Source organism: Streptomyces sp. NBC_00859, assembly GCF_045161865.1.
In the GTDB taxonomy this organism is placed as follows: Bacteria; Actinomycetota; Actinomycetes; order Streptomycetales; family Streptomycetaceae; genus Streptomyces.
In genome coordinates, this window is sequence record NZ_CP108826.1 from 3498353 (window position 1) to 3517420 (window position 19068).

The window sequence follows — 19068 nt, forward strand, 5'->3', positions numbered from 1 at the left end:
CCGAGAGGAACCACCTGATGTCGTTCGGAGAGACCCCCATCACCGTGATCGGCAACCTCACCGCCGACCCCGAGCTGAAGTTCACCGAAGGCGGCGCAGCACTCGCCAAGTTCACCATCGCGGCGACCCCGCGCACCTTCGACCGCGAGTCGAATCAGTGGAAGGACGGCACCGCGACGTTCTTCCGCTGCGCCGCCTGGCGTCAGCTCGCAGAGCACACTGCCGAGTCCCTGGCCAAGGGATCCAGGGTCGTGGCACACGGGCGTATTCGGCAGCACGACTGGAAGACCGATCAGGGCGAGAACCGCTCCATGCTCGTCATGGAAGTCGACGAGATCGGCGCCAGCATCCGCTTCACCAGCGTCACCATCAACGCCAAACGCCCCGCGCAAGCCCCGCCCGCGGCGGTTGACGACCCGTGGAACAAGCCCATCAACGCTTCCGGGAGCAAGCCGGAAGGCGACGAAACCCCCTTCTAGCTGCGCCAAGGGCGGCCCCCGCATCTCGCCAAAGAACCGGGGCCGCCCTTGTCAGCCAGTACCCGAAAGAGAACTGGAGGCATCCAGCATGACGCAACCTGCCGCCGAGCCGCGAGGCTGCAATCCCGCCTTACTCGCCTGGACCCTTGAACACGTCCGCCGCGGATGGCCCGTCTTCCCTCTCCGACCCGGCGACAAGCGCCCCGCCGGCCACGCCGAACGGCTCTGCCCCGAAACCGGCCGGTGCGCCGACGGGCACCGCAAACCCGAACAGCGCGCCACCACTGACTCCGACCTGATCACCGCCGCATGGTCGCACCAGCCGTACAACATCGGCATCGCGACCGGCCCATCCGGGCTTCTCGTTGTCGACCTGGACGTGTTGAAGCCGGAAGAGCCCGAAGGAACGCCTGACGGCGTCGAAAGCCTCTTTGCGCTCTGCGAGCGCGCCGGACAGACGCTTCCCGCCACCTACCAGGTGCGGACCCCCAGCGGAGGACAGCACCTCTACTTCACCCAGCCCGACGAGATGCGCCTGCACTCCTCCGCAGGGCGGCTGGGGCACCACATCGACACTCGCGGGTGGGGCGGATACGTCGTCGCCCCCGGCAGCATCACAACCCAAGGCGCCTACACCGTCACCAACGCATCACCCGTCGCGCCACTGCCGTTGTGGCTCGCCGATCAGCTCAGGGAGCGGCCCAAGCCCAATCCCCACACGGTAATGACCCCGGTCCGCGACGGGACCAAAGCAGCGCAGGTGGCGTTGGAGCGTGAGTGCGCGATCATCCGCTCCGCGAGCAAGGGAGGGGGACAGGGCAAGAACGGCCGCAACAGCACCTTGCACGAGAGCACGTGCAAGGTGGCCCGGTTCGTCGCCTGGGGGAACATCAGCCGCTCCACCGTGGAGGAAGCAATCCAGACGGCGGGGCAGTCAACGGGACTGTCCGCTGCCGAGTGCACCACCACGATCCGCAGCGCCATGGACTGGATCCTCGCCCACGCCACCCCCAGGGAGGCGGCATGACCAGCCCCACACCCCCCTCCTCCCCTGGATTGCCTCACTCGGCCACGACCCGCCGCGAGGACGCCACCCAGGCGCCCGCGCCCGTCTCGGCTGTGCGGCCGAAGGGCGACGCCGAAGGCGTCCCCATTGCTGTTCGCTCTGACCCGCACACGATCACCGTGAGCGGCATCGGGCCCGGTCTCCACCTGCGTGGACTCAACCGGGGCGAGATCCCGGTAGCCGACTGGCTCTGCGCCTGCGGGCACCACGAACGCGCCCGCGGCCGAGCAGCTGTCACCGAACTGGCCACCCGCGTACGCGTCGGCCACTGCCCGCACAACGCCCCCGCACAGAACAGGAGGGACGCCGCATGAACGACCCCGCACCGGCCGCCCCCATCGATGGTGCCGCGCTGCTCGATGAAGTCGAGGCATTCCACCGACGCTTCAACATCTTCCCCACCGAACACGCATACGTCGCCGTGGCCCTGTGGGACGCTCACGCCCACCTCATGGATGCCCTCGACGGCACCGCCCGCATCGCCTTCCTGAGCCCCGAACCAGGGTCGGGGAAGTCACGCGCGCTGGAGATCGTCGAGACGCTCACGCCGCGGGCTGCGACCACCGTCAACGCCTCCGCGAACGCCCTGTTCCGGCTCGTCTCCGCAGACGAAGGCACGCCCACCCTCCTCTTCGACGAGATCGACACCGTCTTCGGCCCCAAGGCCGGCGGGAACGAGGAGGTTCGCGGGTTCCTCAATTCCGGTTACCGGCGCGGCGCCAAGTCCCTGCGCTGCGTGGGGGACGGAAACGACCAGAAGGCCGGGTTCTTCCCCTCGTTCTGCGCGGTCGCCATGGCCGGACTCGGCTCCCTGCCCGACACGATCCTGACCCGCTCCATCATCATCCGGATGCGCAAGAAGGCCCCGAACGAGAAGTGCGAGGCCTACCGGCTCCGCGTCCACGAGAAGCAGGGTCATATCCTGCGGGATCGGCTCGCTGAGTGGACCGACACCATCAACGACCGGATCGCAGAAGCATGGCCGGAGATGCCCGAGGGCGTCACCGACCGGCCCGCCGACGTGTGGGAGCCCCTGCTCGCAGTCGCGGACGCGGCGGGCGGGCACTGGCCCGAGCGGGCCCGCGCAGCTTGCGTCGCGCTCATCAAGGCGGCAAGCGAAGGCGACGAAGCGTCCCACGGAGTACGGCTGCTGACCGATCTGCGTGACCACGTCTTCTGCGGTCTCGACAAGATGCCCACCGCCGCCATCCTCGAAATCCTGCTCGCACTGGACGACGCCCCATGGGCCGACATGAGCGAAGACGGGCAGAACGTCAAACCGCTCACCGCCCGCCGCCTGTCCAAGCTCCTGAGCCAGTACGTACGCCCCAACAACACCCCGATCAAGCCCAAGGGTATGCGGGTCGGCAGCGGCACCCCCAAGGGCTACTACGCCGAGGATCTGATCGACGCCTGGGCCCGCTACTGCCCCCCTCCCCCCGGAGAATCCGCAACATCCGCAACATCCGCAACACCGCAGGTCAACGGGGGTGAATCTGTGGCGGAAGACCCCTCAGACAGCCGCCACATGTTCGCGGAAACCGCCACACCCACACTCCGCAGCGTCGGCTGAACCTCCCCACCCGATAGGTGCCGCCGTACCTGGTCCGCGGCGGCACCTATCCGCAACAGAAACGGCATCCGCCACAAATACAGCCTGCTGACCTGCAATGTTGCGGTGTGGCGGATGTTGCGGATCCCCCAGAAGGGGCTGAGAGCCCCGAGCCTTGCAAAGGAGTCGTTTCGATGAGCACGGCCGTACGCACCATCGAGCCCCTTCTCTACACACCCGAAGAAGCCGCAGTAGCCCTGAGGCTGGGCCGATCAACCGTCTACGAGCTAATGGCCGACGGAGTCCTCGCCTACGTGAAGCAGGGACGCTGCCGCCGCATCAAGGTGGCGACCTTGACGGCCTACGTCGCCGGTATCCCTGCGGAGACACCCACTCACTGACAACAGCAGAGCAGGCAAGGGCGGGCCGGAGCGCATCCGGCCCGCCCTTCGCGTTGGAGGAAGCGCAATGAGCCCCCGCAAGCCGAATATGGAGTCATCCGTCTACGAAGGCAATGACGGATGGTGGCACGGACGCGTCACCATGGGCGTCAAGAACGACGGAAGCCCCGACCGCCGCCACCGGCGAGCCAAGACCAAGTCCGAAGTAGAGCGCAAGGTACGGGCGCTGGAGAAACTGCGAGACGAAGGGCGTGCCCCGATCGCTGGGCGTAAGCCGACAGTCGAGCAGTGGATGACCACCTACCTCACGACGATCGCGAGCCTCAAGCTCAAACCCCGTTCTCTGGATGACTACTGGTCCAAGACTCGCAACGACATCGTGCCTGGTCTCGGTCAGCACCGGCTCGACAAGCTCGCACCGGAGCACCTGGAGAGGCACTACGCCGACATGCTCCGCGAGGGGCACGCCCCGTCTCACGTGCTGAAGGTGCACCGCATTCTGTCGCGAGCGCTGAAGATCGCGCACCGGCGACGGATGATCGTGGAGAACGTCGCCACCCTCGTGGACCCGCCAACGGTGGATGAGACCGAGGCGAACCCCTTCACCATGGAGGAAGCCAAAGCGTTTCTGCTGGCCGCTGCCAAACGCCCCACCTTCATGCGCTGGCTCGTCGGCGTCGGCATGGGCTTCCGGCAAGGTGAAGCCCTGGGCCTGCGGTGGAAGTACGTCGACCTCGAAGCAGAGCTGTTCAACCCGCACTGGCAGCTCCAGCGCCTCACCTGGCGCCACGGCTGCCCGAACCCGCACCTCTGCGGCGAGCGACTGCATCGCTTCGAGAAATGCGCCAAGGGCTGCACCACGCACAAGGGCTACAAGCGCGGCTGCCCCCAGCCATGCCCGCCTGACTGCACACGCCACGCGAGCGTCTGCCTGCAGCGCAAGGGCGGTGGCCTCGCCTTCACCCGGCCCAAAACGAAGAAGAGCCGGAACGCCGTCCCGATCCCGACGCCGTTCATCCCGTACCTGCACGACCACAAGGACCAGCAGGACACCGCACGAGCCGCGGCCGGTGAGGAGTGGCAGGACTTCGACGCGGTATTCACGCGCCCGGACGGCCGGCCGATCGACCCCCGAGACGACTGGGAAGAGTTCAAAGAGCTTCTTGAAGAGGCGGGGATCAGCGACCGGCGTCTGTACGACGGCAGCCGCCACACGGCAGGGACCATCCTGAACGAGCTGGGCGTGGACATGCCGACCATCATGGAGATCCTTCGGCACACTCAGATCAGCCAGACACGGCGGTACGTGAAGGGCCGCTCCACCCTCTCGAAAGACGCCATGCTCCGCATGGGCAACGCCTTCGCGCCCCAGCCCAAAGCGGCGTCTGAGACCAAAACTGAGACCGCCGACCGCAAAGCGGCCCGCTCCCGACGCCGCCGCCGTATCCTCTGAAAGCAAAAGCCCCAGGTCACGGCGAGTGAGTCCTGAGGCTTCTACAGGGCCGCCTTCGGGATTCGAACCCGAGACCTACGCATTACGAGTGCGTTGCTCTGGCCAGCTGAGCTAAGGCGGCACGCTGTCCGGACCATGGTGCGGTCAGCAGCGACGCCAAGTCTACACAGTTTCCGGAGGTGCTCCTGACACCCCCTGTTTGCGCCCCTATGCCCAGGTCAGGAGCACTTCTTGCCGTTCTTCGGCGGGGTGCCGTCCAGGAGGTACTTGTTGATCGCGGTGTCGATGCAGTCGCTGCCGCGGCCGTACGCGGTGTGGCCGTCGCCGTCATAGGTGAGGAGCGTGCCGGAGGAGAGCTGGGCCGCCAGGGACTTCGCCCACTTGTACGGGGTGGCCGGGTCGCGGGTCGTGCCGACCACCACGATCGGTGCCGCGCCCTTCGCCGTGATGCGGTGGGCGGATCCGGTGGCGTGGATCGGCCAGTAGGAGCAGTTCAGGGCCGCGTATGCGAAGCCCTTGCCGAAGACCGGGGATGCCTTCTCGAAGGACGGCACCGCCTTGGTGACAGCGGCCGGGCCGGTGAAGGCCGGGGGGAGGTCCAGGCAGTTCACCGCGGCGTTGGCGAACATCAGGTTCGCGTACTTGCCCTTGCTGTCGCGCTCGTAGTACGAGTCGGACAGGGCGAGCAGGTCCGCGCCGTTGCCGGCCATCGCGTGGGTGAGCGCGGTGCGCAGCTGGGGCCAGGACGCCTCGTCGTACATGGCCGAGATCACGCCGGTCGTTGCGAGGGACTCGCTCAGCTTGCGGGCCTGCCCGGTGGAGTCCGGCTTGGCGTCCAGGCGGGAGAAGAAGGCCTCCAGCCGGTGCGAGGCGTCGGCGGTGGACTTGGTGCCGAGCGGACAGTTCTTGTGCTTGATGCAGTCGGCGGCGAAGGACTTGAAGGCGGTCTCGAAGCCCGCGGTCTGGTCCCGGTTCATCTCCAGCGAGGTCAGCGAAGGGTCCATCGCGCCGTCCAGGACGAGGCGCCCCACCCGTGCGGGGAAGAGTCCCGCGTAGGTGGCACCGAGGAAGGTGCCGTAGGACGCGCCCACGTAGTTCAGCTTCTTGTCCCCGAGGATTCCGCGCAGGATGTCCATGTCACGGGCGGCGTCGACCGTGGAGACATGCGGAAGGATCTTGGCGGAGCGCTTCTCGCAGCCCTTCGCGAAGTCCTTGAGCGACGTGGTGAGCTTCTTGGTCTCGCCCGGGTTGTCCGGAGTCTGGTCGACCTCCGTGTAAGCGTCCATCTGCTTGCCCGTGAGGCACTCGACGGGCTCGCTGCGGGCCACACCGCGCGGGTCCACGGCCACCATGTCGTAGCGGGCACGGACCGCCGCCGGGTAGCCGATCCCCGCGTACCCCTGGAGGTACTCGATCGCCGAACCGCCGGGGCCGCCCGGATTGACGAGCAGGGAGCCGATGCGTTTCCCGGGGCCGGTGGCCTTCTTGCGGGAGACGGCCAGCTTGATGTCGCCGTCCTTGGGCTTCGCGTAGTCGAGCGGTGCCTTCATCGTGGAGCACTCGAAGCCGGATGCACCGCAGGAGCGCCACTTCAGTTTCTGGCCGTAGTACGTGCCCAGATCGGCCGTCGGTGCGGCCTTCGGCGCCTCAGCCGGCCGGGACCCCGAGGCTCCGGACGGCGTGGCGCCGGGGGCCGAACGACCCGACGAGCAGCCCGAGACAAGCAGACCGGCCATCGCCAGCACGGTGACGGGGGTGGAGAGCAGACGCCTGAAGTCCATTCCCGGAGCGTAGTCCGGCCCCGGCCGAAGGCCCTCTTTTCCGGCCCGTACGAGTGAGCCGTCAATCCCTGCCGCCGCCGACCGTGACGAGCCGCCTCAGCCGCCCCGCCGGTGCCGGACAGGCGACCGGCGCCGGACCGGCACTCCCCGGGCGGCAATCAGCCCGTCCACCAGTCCGTCCGCGACCGGGCCCGTCCGGCCGTCAGCCCGCCCGCAGCGACACCGTCATCGCCTCGACCGCGAGGAGGGGCGCCACGTTCCGGTCCAGCGCCTGGCGGCAGGCGGTGATCGCCTCGATCCGGCGCAGGGTGCTCTCCGGGCTGGAACTCAGCGCGATCCGGTCCAGCGAGTCCCTGACGTCCTCATTGGCGATGGCCACCTCGGAACGCAGCTGGAGCGCAAGAACATCGCGGTAGAAACCGGTCAGGTCGGTCAGTGCGAGATCCAGCGTGTCGCGCTGGGTGCGCGTCGAGCGGCGCTTCTGACGGTCGGCCAGCTCCTTCATCGCCCCTGCCGTCCCGCGCGGCATCCGGCCGCCGGCCGACGCGCCGAGTGCCGCCTTGAGGTCCTCGGTCTCCTTGGTGTCGGCCCCCTCGGCAACCTCCTTGGCGTCCTCGGAGGCCGCGTCGATCAGCTCCTGGGCGGATTTCAGGCAGCCGCCGATCTCCTCGACTCGCAGTGGCATCCGCAGCACGGCGGCGCGCCGGGCCCGTGCGCGCTCGTCAGTGGCGAGGCGGCGCGCCCTGCCGATGTGCCCCTGCGTCGCACGGGCAGCGTCCAGGGCGGCCTGTGGCTCGATGCCGTCCCGTCGGATCAGGAGATCGGCCACCGCCTCCACGGGAGGCGTGCGGAGCGTGAGGTTCCGGCAGCGGGAGCGGATCGTCGGCAGCACGTCCTCCAGGGACGGCGCGCAGAGCAGCCACACCGTGCGGGGCGCGGGCTCCTCGACGGCCTTCAGCAGGACGTTCCCCGCACCCTCGGTGAGGCGGTCGGCGTCCTCCATGACAATGATCTGCCAGCGGCCGACAGCCGGCGAGAGCTGGGCGCGCCGGACCAGTTCGCGGGTCTCCTTCACGCCGATGGAGAGCTGGTCCGTACGGACGACCTCGACATCCGCGTGCGTGCCGACGAGGGCCGTGTGGCAGCCCTCGCAGAAGCCGCAGCCCGGAACACCGCCGAGCGCACGGTCCGGGCTGACGCACTGGAGCGCGGCGGCGAAGGCGCGGGCCGCGGTGGACCGGCCGGAACCGGGCGGGCCCGTGAACAGCCAGGCGTGCGTCATGGTCGACTTCGACATGCCGTCGGTGGAGGCGCGCTCGCTATTGGCGGTGACGAGTGCGTCGGCGTCACGGGCGGCGGCGGCGAGCTGCGTCTGGACGCGGTCCTGGCCGACGAGATCGTCCCATACGGGCATGCGGTCGCCCCCCTCTTGTTGTGCCGTGCTTCTGTGCCGTGCTCATTCGCTGTACTTCTGTGGCGTGCTCATTCGCCGAGCTTCTGCCGGGCTCTTCCCTGCCGGCTCACCGTGCCCGCCGTTGGGTGCGGCGCGGTTCCCATTGTGACGCAGGGGTCCGACAGCACGGTCGTCAGTCGTCATCGGAACACCGGCGGTCCTGCCCCGCCCTCCCGGTGCACGCGCTCCCCGCCGTCCGACGGCACCCGGACACCGGCGCGGGCCCGGAGGACGGTGTCCTCCGGGCCCGCGGGACAGTCAGCGGCGGCCCTTGCCCCGGCCTCTGCCCCTGTTGTCGTAGTCCCCGGGCTCGTGTTCCTCGTGGTCCGAGCCGAGCAGCTCGTCGGCCAGCGACGGCAGGTCGTCCAGCGGAGTCTCCTCCGCCCAGTCCGAGCGCCGCCGCGGGCGGTCCGGGTCGATCTGCGGCAGCTCGCGGGTGCGCTCGTTCGGGTTCTCCGGCGGTGTCTGCCGCGCCTGCTGCGGGTGCTCGTCCCTGAAGTACCCCGGCGGTACGCGGTCAGCGGGCGCGGCGTCCCGTTCCGGAGCCCCGGCCTGTCCCTGCGCCTGGGCCTGCGGGATGACCGCCGTCTCCTCCGGGTCCCCGCCTCCGGTGGAGTCGGTGGGCCCGGATCCGGGCGCGCCTTCGGAGCCCGACGGCCTGGCGGCCCACGAAGGACCGGCGGACCGCGAGGACCGTGTGGATCCCGACGCCCGCGAGCTGTCCGAGCGGCCGGACGTACCGGCATCCCGCGGGGACTCCGGCGCCTCCGCGATCTTCGGAATCACCCGCGTCGCGTCGGAGTCCGAGTCAGGAGCGGAACCCGGGCGGGAACCGGAATCCGAACCGGTCTCCGAACCACCGGACGGCGCCGGAGTGGGGTGTACCGCGACCGGCTGCGTCACCTCGTTGGCACCGAGCACCGGGGTCTCGACCGTCGTCTCGCTGTCGGGGGAGGCCGCCGCCGTCCTAGCCGCCTCGGCGGCCTCCGCCTCGGCCTGCCTGCGCGCCTCCTCGGCCCGCAGCAGCGCCTGCTCGGCCTTGCGCTGCTTCTCCTTGCGGCGCTCCTCGGCCTCCGCGCGGAGCCGTGCCTCTTCTTCCTTCTGCTTGCGGAGCCGCTCCTGTTCCTGCTCCCGCGCCTGCTCCTCGGCCTCGCGGCGGAGCCGCTCCTCCTCGGCCAGACGCCTGGCCTCCTCGGCCTGGCGGCGCGCCTCCTCGGCCTGGCGCTCCTCCTCGCGGCGCCGGGCCTCGTCGAGTTCGCGGCGCTTGCGCTCCTCTTCTTCGGCCCGGAGCTTCGCGAGCTGCTCCTGGCGCTCGCGCTCCAGCCGCTCCTCCTCCGCCTTGCGGGCCGCTTCCTCCTCGGCCTTCCGGCGGGCTTCCTCCTCGGCAGCCTTCCGCGCCTCCTCCTGAGCCTTGATCTCGGCTTCGGAAAGGGGGAGCAGCTGGTCGAGACGGTGGCGGACGGCCGTGGTGATCGCTTCCGGCTCCTGCGCCCCGTCCACCACCAGGTAGCGGCCGGGGTCGGCAGCGGCAAGCGTCAGGAAGCCGGTCCGTACCCGCTGGTGGAAGTCCGCGGGCTCGGACTCGAGCCGGTCGGGCGCCTCCGTGAAGCGCTCGCGCGCGGCCTCCGGGGACACGTCGAGCAGCACCGTCAGATTCGGTACGAGACCGCCGGTCGCCCAGCGGTTGATACGGCCGATCTCGGTCGGCGAAAGCTCGCGGCCCGCGCCCTGGTAGGCCACCGATGAGTCGATGTAGCGGTCGGAGACGACGATCGCGCCGCGCTCCAGGGCGGGGTGCACGACCGAGTCGATGTGCTCGGCGCGGTCCGCCGCGTACAGCAGCGCTTCCGCGCGATTGGAGAGACCTGCCGACGAGACGTCGAGGAGGATCGAACGCAGCCGTTTGCCGACGGGCGTCGCGCCCGGCTCACGTGTGACGACGACCTCGTGGCCCTTGCCGCGGATCCACTCCGCGAGGGCCTCTACCTGGGTGGACTTGCCGGCCCCGTCGCCGCCCTCGAAGGCGAGGAAGAAGCCGCTCTGCGCGGGTGACTGCGCCGGGTCGGCGCCCCCGCGCAACGCGTCGCGCAGATCGTGCCGCAGCGGTACGCCCGTACGGTCGTCCGCCTTGACCAGGACGAGCGCGGCCACCGGCAGCAGCAGCGCGCCGACCAGCATCAGCGTGAAGGCGGCCCCGCCGTGGGCGAAGACGAAGCCTCCGTCACCCAGGTGGTGCGGTCCGATCAGGGCGGCGACGAGCGGGGCGACGATCGCGCCCAGCGCGACGGCGACCCGTACGACCGCCTGGAGGTGCCCGGTGGTCCGGGCCTTCCTGCTGTCCTCGGTCTCCTGGTCGACCAGCGTGTGGGCGGTGTTGGCCGCGACACCCGCCGACCAGCCGGCGACCGCGGCGATCAGCACGACGGTCGCGGTATCCGGAACCAGGCCCATCACCAGCAGCGCCACACCGGTCAGGGTGATCGCCAGGGCGAGCAGCCTGCGCCGGGAGAGAGCGGGGAGGGTCTTGGGCGCCGTACGGATACCCGCGGCCGTGCCCGCGGTCAGGACGAGGGCCAGCAGTGCGAAAGCGACCGGGCCGCCGTTCAGGTCGATGGCGTCCAGTACGGCGACGGCGACGGCGGACGCGATGGCCGCGGCGACCGATGCGGCTGCCAGGACCAGCAGCGGGACGGTGCCTGTGCGGCCCTTGTCGGGGCCTGCGGCACCCGTCGGACGGCGCAGGCCCTCCAGCGGGGAGCGGGCGCGCGGTGTCTGGCCGTCGGGCAGTTCCAGGAAATAAAGCGTCGAGACGGACGCGGCGAAGAGGCCCGCTGCCGCATAGGAGCCGAGCGCCGCCTGGTGCAGCGAGAACCAGTCGATGCCCGATCCCAGCAACTTGCTGATCAGCGTGGCCACGAGAAGTGCGGCGGCCGCCGCCGGAATGGCGAGGAAGGCCGTTCGCAGCGAGAGCTTGCGCAGCGCTTCCAGATGGTCGGGCAGGCCGCGCACCGCGACGTTCTCGGGCGGAGGCGTGGGCAGCAGCGCGGGGGCGGCGCTCTCCTTGGCGACCGTCCAGAAGCGTTCCGCCACGCCCGCGACGAAGACTGTGGCCAGGAGGGCGGCAGGCGCCTTGGCCGGCGTCCAGTCGATCCACAGCGGGGCGATGATCAGCAGTGCGACCCGCAGGCCGTCCGCGCCGATCATGGTCCAGCGCCGGTCGAGCGGCCCGTTCGGCGCCGTCAGCGCGGCCACCGGGCCGAGCAGTACGGCTCCGAAGAGCAAGGTGGCAAGGGCTCGCGCGCCGAATACGGCGGCTACGGCGAAGGCGGCACCGCGGTACCCGCCCCCGAAGGATTCTTGTGAGATCGCCGCCTGCAACGAAAGAAGCAACAGCACGAGAAGGGCGAGGGTGTCGCCGATATTGCCGACGAGCTGGGCGCTCCACAACCGCCGGAGCGGGGGGATGCGCAACAGGGCTCGAACGGCGCGCTCGCGTGAGTCTGCGGCTAGTTCGTCGGAGGTGGGGCTCACGACCGTTGGCTGCTCGGCTCGCGTCATCCGACCAGCCTATCCGGAAGGGTCAAATCCCTGCCGGGCCCCCCGAACATTTGGGCGGACATTCCCGCGGAGCCGCTGCCGTACGCGTTCCGAGTCCCGCATCGGTTTCGAGGCCCGCACCCGTTCGCGGCCCGCACCCGGACCTGACGGGGTGCGACATCGTATGTGTGCGGCCGGATCTGACGCATACCGGACGGTCACCGAGCGGCCGGTGCTCCGCACCTGTCCGGCAAGCGCCGCACCGGCGAGTCGATCGCCCCGAACTCCGTGCGAGCGGACTCCGGTGCACAGCGCCCCAGTTCACGGCGGAACCGGAAGGTCCCGGCCTCCGGAGTGCCCGCATCGGGGCACCCCGGAGGCCGGGCAGGTGCTTCCTACTCGTCGGCGACGGCCTTGGCAGCCGTCTTCTGCGCGGCCTTCTTGGCCGGAGCCTTCTTCGCGGTGGCAGTGGTCTTCTTGGCTGCCGTCTTCTTGGCCGTCGTGGTCTTGGCGGTCGTGGTCTTCTTCGCCGCCGACTTCTTCGCCGGTGCCTTCTTGGCGGTCTTCTTCTTCGCCGGGCCCTTGGCGCGCTTCTCGGCGAGCAGCTCGTAACCGCGCTCGGGAGTGATGTCCTCGACGCTGTCATCGGTCCGCAGCGTCGCGTTCGTCTCGCCGTCCGTGACGTACGCGCCGAACCGGCCGTCCTTGACGACGACAGGGCGCTCGCTGACCGGGTCCGTGCCCAGCTCCTTCAGCGGCGGCTTGGCGGCCGCGCGCCCACGCTGCTTGGGCTGGGCGTAGATGGCCAGCGCCTCGTCGACCGTGATGTTGAAGAGCTGGTCCTCGGTCTCCAGGGAGCGCGAGTCGGTGCCCTTCTTCAGGTACGGGCCGTACCTGCCGTTCTGCGCGGTGATCTCGACGCCCTCGGCGTCCGTGCCGACCACCCGGGGCAGGGACATCAGCTTGAGCGCGTCCGCCAGGGTGACGGTGTCGAGGGACATCGACTTGAAGAGCGAGGCGGTCCGCGGCTTCACCGCGTTCTTGCCGGACTTCGGGGTGCCCTCGGGAAGGATCTCGGTGACGTACGGGCCGTACCGGCCGTCCTTCGCCACGATCTGGTGGCCCGACTCGGGGTCGGCCCCCAGCTCGAAGTCACCGCTCGGCTTGGCGAGCAGTTCCTCGGCGTACTCCACGGTCAGCTCGTCGGGCGCCATGTCGTCGGGGACGTCGGCGCGCTGGTGGTTCTCGGAGTCCTTCTCGCCGCGCTCGATGTACGGCCCGTACCGGCCGACGCGCAGCACGATGCCCTCACCGACCGGGAAGGAGGAGATCTCCCGGGCGTCGATGGCGCCCAGGTCGGTGACGAGTTCCTTGAGCCCGCCGAGGTGGTCGCCGTCGCCGTTCCCGGCGGCCGCCGCCGCACCCGCGTCGCCCTCGCCGAAGTAGAAGCGCCTCAGCCACGGCACGGACTTGGCCTCGCCGCGCGCGATGCCGTCGAGGTCGTCCTCCATCCGCGCGGTGAAGTCGTAGTCGACGAGCCGGCCGAAGTGCTTCTCCAGCAGGTTGACCACGGCGAAGGAGAGGAAGGAGGGGACCAGAGCGGTGCCCTTCTTGAAGACGTAGCCGCGGTCGAGGATCGTGCCGATGATCGACGCGTAGGTCGAAGGACGACCGATCTCCCGCTCTTCCAGTTCCTTGACCAGCGACGCTTCGGTGTAGCGGGCCGGCGGCTTGGTGGAGTGGCCGTCGACCGTCATCTCCTGGGCGGAGAGCGCGTCACCCTCGGCGACCTGCGGCAGCCTGCGCTCGCGGTCGTCCAGCTCCGCGTTCGGGTCGTCGGCGCCTTCGACGTACGCCTTCATGAAGCCGTGGAAGGTGATCGTCTTGCCGGAGGCCGAGAACTCGGCGACCCGGCCGTCGGACGAGGTGCCCGCGATCTTCACGGTGACCGAGTTGCCCACCGCGTCCTTCATCTGGGAGGCGACGGTCCGCTTCCAGATCAGCTCGTACAGCCGGAACTGGTCGCCGGAGAGACCGGTCTCGGCAGGCGTACGGAACCGGTCGCCCGAGGGACGGATCGCCTCGTGCGCCTCCTGCGCGTTCTTGACCTTCCCGGCGTACGTGCGCGGCTTGTCCGGCAGGTAGTCGCTGCCGTACAGCTGTGTGACCTGGGCACGGGCCGCGCCGACCGCGGTGTCCGAGAGGGTCGTGGAGTCCGTACGCATGTAGGTGATGAAGCCGTTCTCGTACAGCTTCTGGGCCACCTGCATGGTCGACTTCGCGCCGAACCCCAGCTTGCGGCTGGCCTCCTGCTGGAGAGTCGTCGTACGGAACGGGGCGTACGGCGAGCGGCGGTACGGCTTGGACTCGACCGAGCGCACGGCGAAGGCCGAGTCGGTCAGCGCGGCGGCGAGCGCTCGCGCGTTGGTCTCGTCGAGGTGCAGGACGTCGCTCTTGAGCTGTCCCGTGGAGTTGAAGTCACGGCCCTGGGCGACCCGGCGGCCGTCCACCGAATTCAGCCGGGCGACGAGGGTCGACGGGTCGGAGGCGTCGCCCTGGCGGCCGGTGGAGAACGTACCGGTGAGGTCCCAGTACTCAGCAGAACGGAAAGCGATGCGTTCGCGTTCCCGTTCGACCACCAGGCGGGTGGCGACGGACTGCACGCGGCCGGCCGAGAGGCGCGGCATGACCTTCTTCCACAGGACCGGCGAGACCTCGTAACCGTAGAGACGGTCGAGGATCCGGCGGGTTTCCTGGGCGTCGACCATGCGCTTGTTGAGCTCACGCGGGTTGGCGACGGCGGCCCTGATCGCTTCCTTGGTGATCTCGTGGAAGACCATCCGGTGGACCGGGACCTTGGGCTTCAGGACCTCCTGGAGGTGCCACGCGATGGCTTCGCCCTCGCGGTCCTCATCGGTGGCGAGGAAGAGTTCGTCGGACTCCGCGAGGAGATCCTTGAGCTTCCTGACCTGGGCCTTCTTGTCGGCGTTGACGACGTAGATGGGCTGGAAGTCGTTGTCGACGTCCACTCCGAGGCGGCGCACCTCGCCGGTGTACTTGTCCGGCACCTCGGCGGCACCGTTCGGGAGGTCGCGGATGTGCCCGACGCTCGCCTCGACGACATAACCCGGGCCGAGGTAGCCCTTGATCGTCTTCGCCTTGGCGGGCGACTCGACAATGACGAGTCGGCGGCCGCCGTGTGCGGTCTCGCTGGTCGGGGACAACGTGGCTCTTCTCTCCGGTCGGCACTCGGTGGTCATGCTCGCTGCGGAGTGTGACGGTACATCCCGCACCCGTGTCAAACGGTGAAAGCCCGCAACGGCCACTGGAACGGTAACCCGACTACCGGCATTTCTGCCGCCCGGATCGGCTCACTGCCGTCCGCGGGGCTTCGCTCCGGCCCGGCCGGAACCCACCTGCGGGCTTCTGCGGACCTCACTACGGCGCCCGCGCGAGGGGCCTGGGGCGAAGGCTCGTCGAGAGAGAATGAAAACTTTCCGGCCCGGTGACCCTGCGTACGCCGTCTGTCGACAGTGGGGCGCGGCGCCGGTCCCGGTGCGATGCCGGGGCGGGGCGGGGGGCGCCGGCCGGGGCCGGGCGGGTGGCTGCGCGGGGCTTCCGGAGCGCGGGCTCGTACGAAGGTTCTGGAGCAAGGTTCGGGCCGAAGGTTCGGATGCAGGTTCGGATGCAGATTCCGGATGACGCTTCCTGCGGCGATTTCAGGCAGTGGGCTTTTTCAGGCGGTGGATTTCAGGCGGTGGTTTCAGGAGGCGGATTCCAGGGGGCGTCGGGCGGCCGGTTCAGAGCCGGGTGAAGCACCACGCGCCCAGGGCGAGGGCTGTCACGCCGAAGATCACCGCCAGCGTGAAAGCGAGCGTGGGGTTCACTCCCTCCGCCACCGGCGCACGCCGAAGGGTCCGCGCTGAGGTCCACCACAGCAGGGCGCCTCCGAACAGTGCGAATGTCGTTCCGGCGAAAATCGCGGGCTCGCTCTCCATCTCCGTGCCATCCCGTCCTCGTGTTCCAGGACGGTGAGGCTGGCACCCCGGAGCGACACCGGTTCGAACGGCAGATGAACAGTGCCGACGGGCGGACGGCGACAGGTGAGTGACGACGGTTGCGCTTCGGACGACCGGCGCACTTCGGACGGCGGCCGGCCTGCGGGCGATCAGCCGTGGCACCGCACGTCGGATCCTGCGGCGCACACCTGCAGCACCCAGCCCCAACTCCCGTGCCGCACAAGCCGTCCCGCACGAGCCGTGCCGCACAAGCCGTCCCGCACGAGCCGTGCCGCACAAGCCGTGCCGGACGAGCGGATGGCGTCGGCGGTGGCCGGATCAGACGGGTGGGCCCACGGGATCGAGGAACCCCTCCTCGACCAGCAGCCTGACGGACTGCGGGGTGCGGTCCCTGAGCACCACCGGGTCCTCTCCGAGCAGCTGCGCGATGGCGTCCAGGATCTGCCCCGCGGAGAGGGTCCCGTCACACACTCCTGCGAAGCCCGCGCCCACCGTGTCGACCTTGGTGGCCCTGCGCATGCCCCGGTTCTGCCGGAGGATCACATGTTCGGGGTCCTCCGCGCCCGGCATGCCCACCTGCTCCTGGACCACCTCGGGGGCGAGCTTGAAGTGGTCGGTGAGCAGGGCGGCATCATCGTGGTCCCGCAGATACTCCCGGCGCTCGAAGTGGGAGCGCACCGTCTCGCCGAGCGGCTGCTCGACCGGATGCGGCCATTCCTCCACGACGATCGAGGGACGCTCGGAGCCCGACTTGTAGAGCGTGATCCAGCCGAACCCGACAGCCTTGGTCCGCCGGGCGTCGAACTCGTCGAGCCACGCCTCGTACCGCTCGTCGTAGGCGTCCGGGTCCGTACGGTGGTCACCGCTGTCACGCAACCACAGCTCCGCGTACTGCGTGATGTCCTGCACTTCGCGCTGCACGATCCACGCGTCACAGCCACGTGGCACCCAGGACCGCAGCCGGTCCTGCCACTCCTCGCCCTCCACGTGCTGCCAGTTCGCCAGGAACTGTGCGTATCCCCCCGCGTTCAGATGGGCGCCCGCCTCCGATACGAGCGAGCGGCAGAGATCGTCGCCGCCCATCCCGCCGTCCCGGTAGGTGAGCCTCGCACCGGGCGAGATGACGAATGGCGGATTGGAGACGATCAGGTCGTACGTCTCACCGGCCACCGGGGCGAACAGCGAGCCCTCGCGGAGGTCGGCCGCCGGGGCACCGGAGAGCGCGAGGGTGAGCCGGGTGAAGCCGAGCGCCCGCGGGTTGAGGTCGGTGGCCGTTACACCCGTCGCATGCTGGGCGGCGTGCAGGGCCTGGATGCCTGAGCCCGTACCGAGGTCCAGAGCTCTTCCGACAGGCGTACGAACAGTGATCCCGGCGAGCGTGGTGGACGCCCCTCCGACTCCCAGCACCACGCCTTCGTCATGACTCCCGATGCCTCCTGCGCCGCCGACCCCGCACCCCGGGTCCGAGACGATGAACCAGTCCTGGCCTTCCGGGCCGCCGTACGGCCGGACGTCGACCGTCGCCCGCACGGCGTCGCCCTCCGCACGCACCACCCAGCCGCCTGCGGTGCACTCCTCCAACGGCAGGGCGGCTGCCGCCTCCCCTGTGGCGACGGGCTGCTGGAGCAGGAAGAGCCGCACCAGCGTCTCCAGCGGTGTCCCGCCGCGGGTGGCGCGCAGGGCGGGCACCGTCTCACTGCGGGCCAGCGCCGCGTACGCGGGCGCGCCGAGCAGGTCGAGCAGGCCGTCCGCGGTGAAGGCGGCGGCGAGGAGGCTCTCGCGGATCAGCGGCGAGTGGTCGGGCGCGGGAAGACTGGTCGTACTCACCCACCCATTGTGGCTGCTCCCACTGACAACGCCCGCACTGAGCACCCCCGGACGGCCGAAGACCGCCGCTGACGGCGGCCGACGGCAGTCGGAACGGGGCAGTCAGCAGCGGTCTTCGGCGGTCGTCGTCGTCCGCCCCGGGCGGAGTCGCTGTCCTACGCCTTGGAGGGCGCGACCGTGGGTGACGGCGAGGATGTCGCGACCTTGCACGCGTCCTGACTGAGCAGCGCCTTGCCCGTGTCGCCGGAGAAGAGCTTCTTGTAGGCGGTCTCGTTGATCTTCTTCATGTTCTCGCCGATGCTCTTGAGGCCGTCGGAGAACTTCTGCTGGTCCTTGACGTTCAACGCGTCGACCTGCTTCTTCAGGTCGGCGTACGCCTTCGAGTTGGTGTTCAGCTCGGTGATGGCGTTCTGCTGGATCGTCTTACCGTCGTCGCCGGGCGGGGGTCCGGCCTTCTTGAGGTCGGCGGCGATGGCCGCGTCGGCCGTGGACAGATCCTGGAACGCAGCCGAGTCGGCCTTCTGGATGTCCGCCGGCTTGCCGTCCGCCGCCACGGCGGTGATCTGCTGGTTGGCCTTGTTGATCTTTTTCAGCTGAGGCCCGATGTCGCCGCAGAGCGACTTGGCCCAGTCGTTCGTCTTGTCGCTGCTGTTGTCGCTGCAGCCCGACAACGCCAGTACCAGTACCGCACCGCCGGACAGTGCGGCAGCAAGCTTCTTGTTCACCGGATTGGTCCCTTCCAAGGCTCTCGGCCCCGGAACATACACGCCAAGTGGGCGACATTCGCGTATCGTAAGACCGTTTTTTACCGTATTGAAGCCATTTGCACCAAGACTGCACGGGAGAGACAAGGCTCACGGGCGAACAGTCGCGCGACGCCGCGATGACGGGGGCGGACTGGCCGTCAGCACAGCCTGCGCGGCCGTCACCTGATGAGGCATCAGTGATGTGCCCGTTCACTCCAGCCGATGCGCGGCCCACAGATCCACAGGACTCAACGTGACCGGGCGGCTTTCGTCTGGATCAGGTCGGCCCGGCCTCTCCACCGGCCCTTCCGCCACGCCCACGGAGACACCTCCCGCCCGCGCCCAGGGAAATACCTCGCCGCTTCGACACGTGAACGGCCTCGCCGATGGCCACGAGGGCGACGGCCGCCACCGCAGCGCGTACCGGGGCGTCGGCGTTGCCGCCGTAGCGGAACTTCACCACTGCGGAGCGATCAGGAGTGCCGCCGGATTCATCACCTTGAGCAGCGGGTTGATCTCGGGCTGCCGTGTACTTGACGGGTCGCAGACCGTGCCACCGATGACGGTCGCCGCGCGGGCACCACTGCCCTCACCGCAGCGGTGAAAGGGACAGTGACCGTCTTCTACAGGGCTTCTTCGCGTCGTCCCACGGGCCACCCGAGTTGGCCAGGAAGACTAAGGAGCAACGGCAGGAGCACAAGCTCGCGGACTCAGCCGCCGGCTGCGCTCAAGGCAGCACGTTCAAAGAGACACA

At 69.5% G+C, this 19068-nt stretch carries 13 protein-coding genes, 1 tRNA gene and 1 pseudogene; 6 read left to right on the top strand and 9 right to left on the bottom strand.

Annotated features, from left to right (window positions below; all coding sequences use genetic code 11):
* Positions 1–17: 17 nt before the first annotated feature.
* From ssb to OG584_RS15100, 6 genes are all read left to right on the top strand, one after another.
* Complete coding sequence (gene ssb / locus OG584_RS15075; protein WP_405778342.1) at positions 18–479, top strand: single-stranded DNA-binding protein; 462 nt, start codon at positions 18–20, stop codon at positions 477–479.
* 88 nt (positions 480–567) lie between these two features.
* The gene (locus tag OG584_RS15080) at positions 568–1506 is read left to right on the top strand and encodes a bifunctional DNA primase/polymerase (protein ID WP_405778343.1); all 939 of its coding nucleotides are present in this window, start codon (positions 568–570) and stop codon (positions 1504–1506) included.
* Complete coding sequence (locus OG584_RS15085) at positions 1503–1859, top strand: hypothetical protein (protein WP_405778344.1); 357 nt, start codon at positions 1503–1505, stop codon at positions 1857–1859. Before OG584_RS15080 ends, OG584_RS15085 begins: the two co-directional genes overlap by 4 nt.
* On the top strand, positions 1856–3118 hold the full coding sequence (locus tag OG584_RS15090) for a DUF3631 domain-containing protein (protein ID WP_405778345.1): 1263 nt from the start codon (positions 1856–1858) through the stop codon (positions 3116–3118). Before OG584_RS15085 ends, OG584_RS15090 begins: the two co-directional genes overlap by 4 nt.
* 173 nt (positions 3119–3291) lie before the next feature.
* Positions 3292–3498, top strand: coding sequence for a helix-turn-helix domain-containing protein (locus tag OG584_RS15095; protein WP_405778346.1), 207 nt, complete (start codon positions 3292–3294; stop codon positions 3496–3498).
* Positions 3499–3565: 67 nt separating this feature from the next.
* Positions 3566–4951, top strand: a complete 1386-nt coding sequence (locus OG584_RS15100; protein WP_405778347.1) for a tyrosine-type recombinase/integrase — start codon at positions 3566–3568, stop codon at positions 4949–4951.
* Between the two features lie 47 nt (positions 4952–4998).
* On the opposite strand, the gene OG584_RS15105 is transcribed toward OG584_RS15100, so the two are convergent.
* From OG584_RS15105 to OG584_RS15145, 9 genes and pseudogenes are all read right to left on the bottom strand, one after another.
* A tRNA-Thr gene (locus tag OG584_RS15105) sits at positions 4999–5072 on the bottom strand.
* Between the two features lie 97 nt (positions 5073–5169).
* A complete protein-coding gene (locus OG584_RS15110; RefSeq protein WP_405778348.1) occupies positions 5170–6732 on the bottom strand; it encodes an alpha/beta hydrolase in 1563 nt (520 codons plus the stop codon).
* 202 nt (positions 6733–6934) lie between these two features.
* Entirely contained in the window at positions 6935–8146 is a 1212-nt protein-coding gene (locus OG584_RS15115) for a DNA polymerase III subunit delta' (RefSeq protein WP_405778349.1), read from the bottom strand.
* A 297-nt stretch (positions 8147–8443) separates the two neighbouring features.
* Complete coding sequence (gene tmk / locus OG584_RS15120; protein WP_405778350.1) at positions 8444–11743, bottom strand: dTMP kinase; 3300 nt, start codon at positions 11741–11743, stop codon at positions 8444–8446.
* A 374-nt stretch (positions 11744–12117) separates the two neighbouring features.
* Complete coding sequence (topA, locus tag OG584_RS15125; RefSeq protein ID WP_405778351.1) at positions 12118–14946, bottom strand: type I DNA topoisomerase; 2829 nt, start codon at positions 14944–14946, stop codon at positions 12118–12120.
* 576 nt (positions 14947–15522) lie between these two features.
* Positions 15523–15720, bottom strand: a complete 198-nt coding sequence (locus OG584_RS15130) for a hypothetical protein (RefSeq protein ID WP_405778352.1) — start codon at positions 15718–15720, stop codon at positions 15523–15525.
* Positions 15721–16059: 339 nt separating this feature from the next.
* A complete protein-coding gene (locus tag OG584_RS15135; protein ID WP_405778353.1) occupies positions 16060–17568 on the bottom strand; it encodes a methyltransferase in 1509 nt (502 codons plus the stop codon).
* Between the two features lie 155 nt (positions 17569–17723).
* Positions 17724–18293 carry a small secreted protein gene (locus tag OG584_RS15140; protein WP_405778354.1) on the bottom strand — a complete coding sequence of 190 codons (570 nt, stop codon included), beginning with the start codon at positions 18291–18293 and terminating at the stop codon, positions 17724–17726.
* 298 nt (positions 18294–18591) lie between these two features.
* Positions 18592–18990: pseudogene (locus tag OG584_RS15145) on the bottom strand (sodium/proton-translocating pyrophosphatase); the annotation flags it as partial.
* Between the last annotated feature and the right edge of the window lie 78 nt (positions 18991–19068).

What these genes read in the sequence shown, in the direction of transcription:
- OG584_RS15080 (WP_405778343.1), top strand. Translation starts at nt 568, where the DNA reads ATGACGCAACCTGCCGCCGAGCCGCGAGGCTGCAATCCCGCCTTACTC.
- ssb (WP_405778342.1), top strand. Translation starts at nt 18, where the DNA reads ATGTCGTTCGGAGAGACCCCCATCACCGTGATCGGCAACCTCACCGCC.
- OG584_RS15100 (WP_405778347.1), top strand. Translation starts at nt 3,566, where the DNA reads ATGAGCCCCCGCAAGCCGAATATGGAGTCATCCGTCTACGAAGGCAAT.
- OG584_RS15110 (WP_405778348.1), bottom strand. Translation starts at nt 6,732, where the DNA reads ATGGACTTCAGGCGTCTGCTCTCCACCCCCGTCACCGTGCTGGCGATG.
- tmk (WP_405778350.1), bottom strand. Translation starts at nt 11,743, where the DNA reads ATGACGCGAGCCGAGCAGCCAACGGTCGTGAGCCCCACCTCCGACGAA.
- OG584_RS15115 (WP_405778349.1), bottom strand. Translation starts at nt 8,146, where the DNA reads ATGCCCGTATGGGACGATCTCGTCGGCCAGGACCGCGTCCAGACGCAG.
- OG584_RS15095 (WP_405778346.1), top strand. Translation starts at nt 3,292, where the DNA reads ATGAGCACGGCCGTACGCACCATCGAGCCCCTTCTCTACACACCCGAA.
- OG584_RS15130 (WP_405778352.1), bottom strand. Translation starts at nt 15,720, where the DNA reads ATGGAGAGCGAGCCCGCGATTTTCGCCGGAACGACATTCGCACTGTTC.
- OG584_RS15085 (WP_405778344.1), top strand. Translation starts at nt 1,503, where the DNA reads ATGACCAGCCCCACACCCCCCTCCTCCCCTGGATTGCCTCACTCGGCC.
- OG584_RS15090 (WP_405778345.1), top strand. Translation starts at nt 1,856, where the DNA reads ATGAACGACCCCGCACCGGCCGCCCCCATCGATGGTGCCGCGCTGCTC.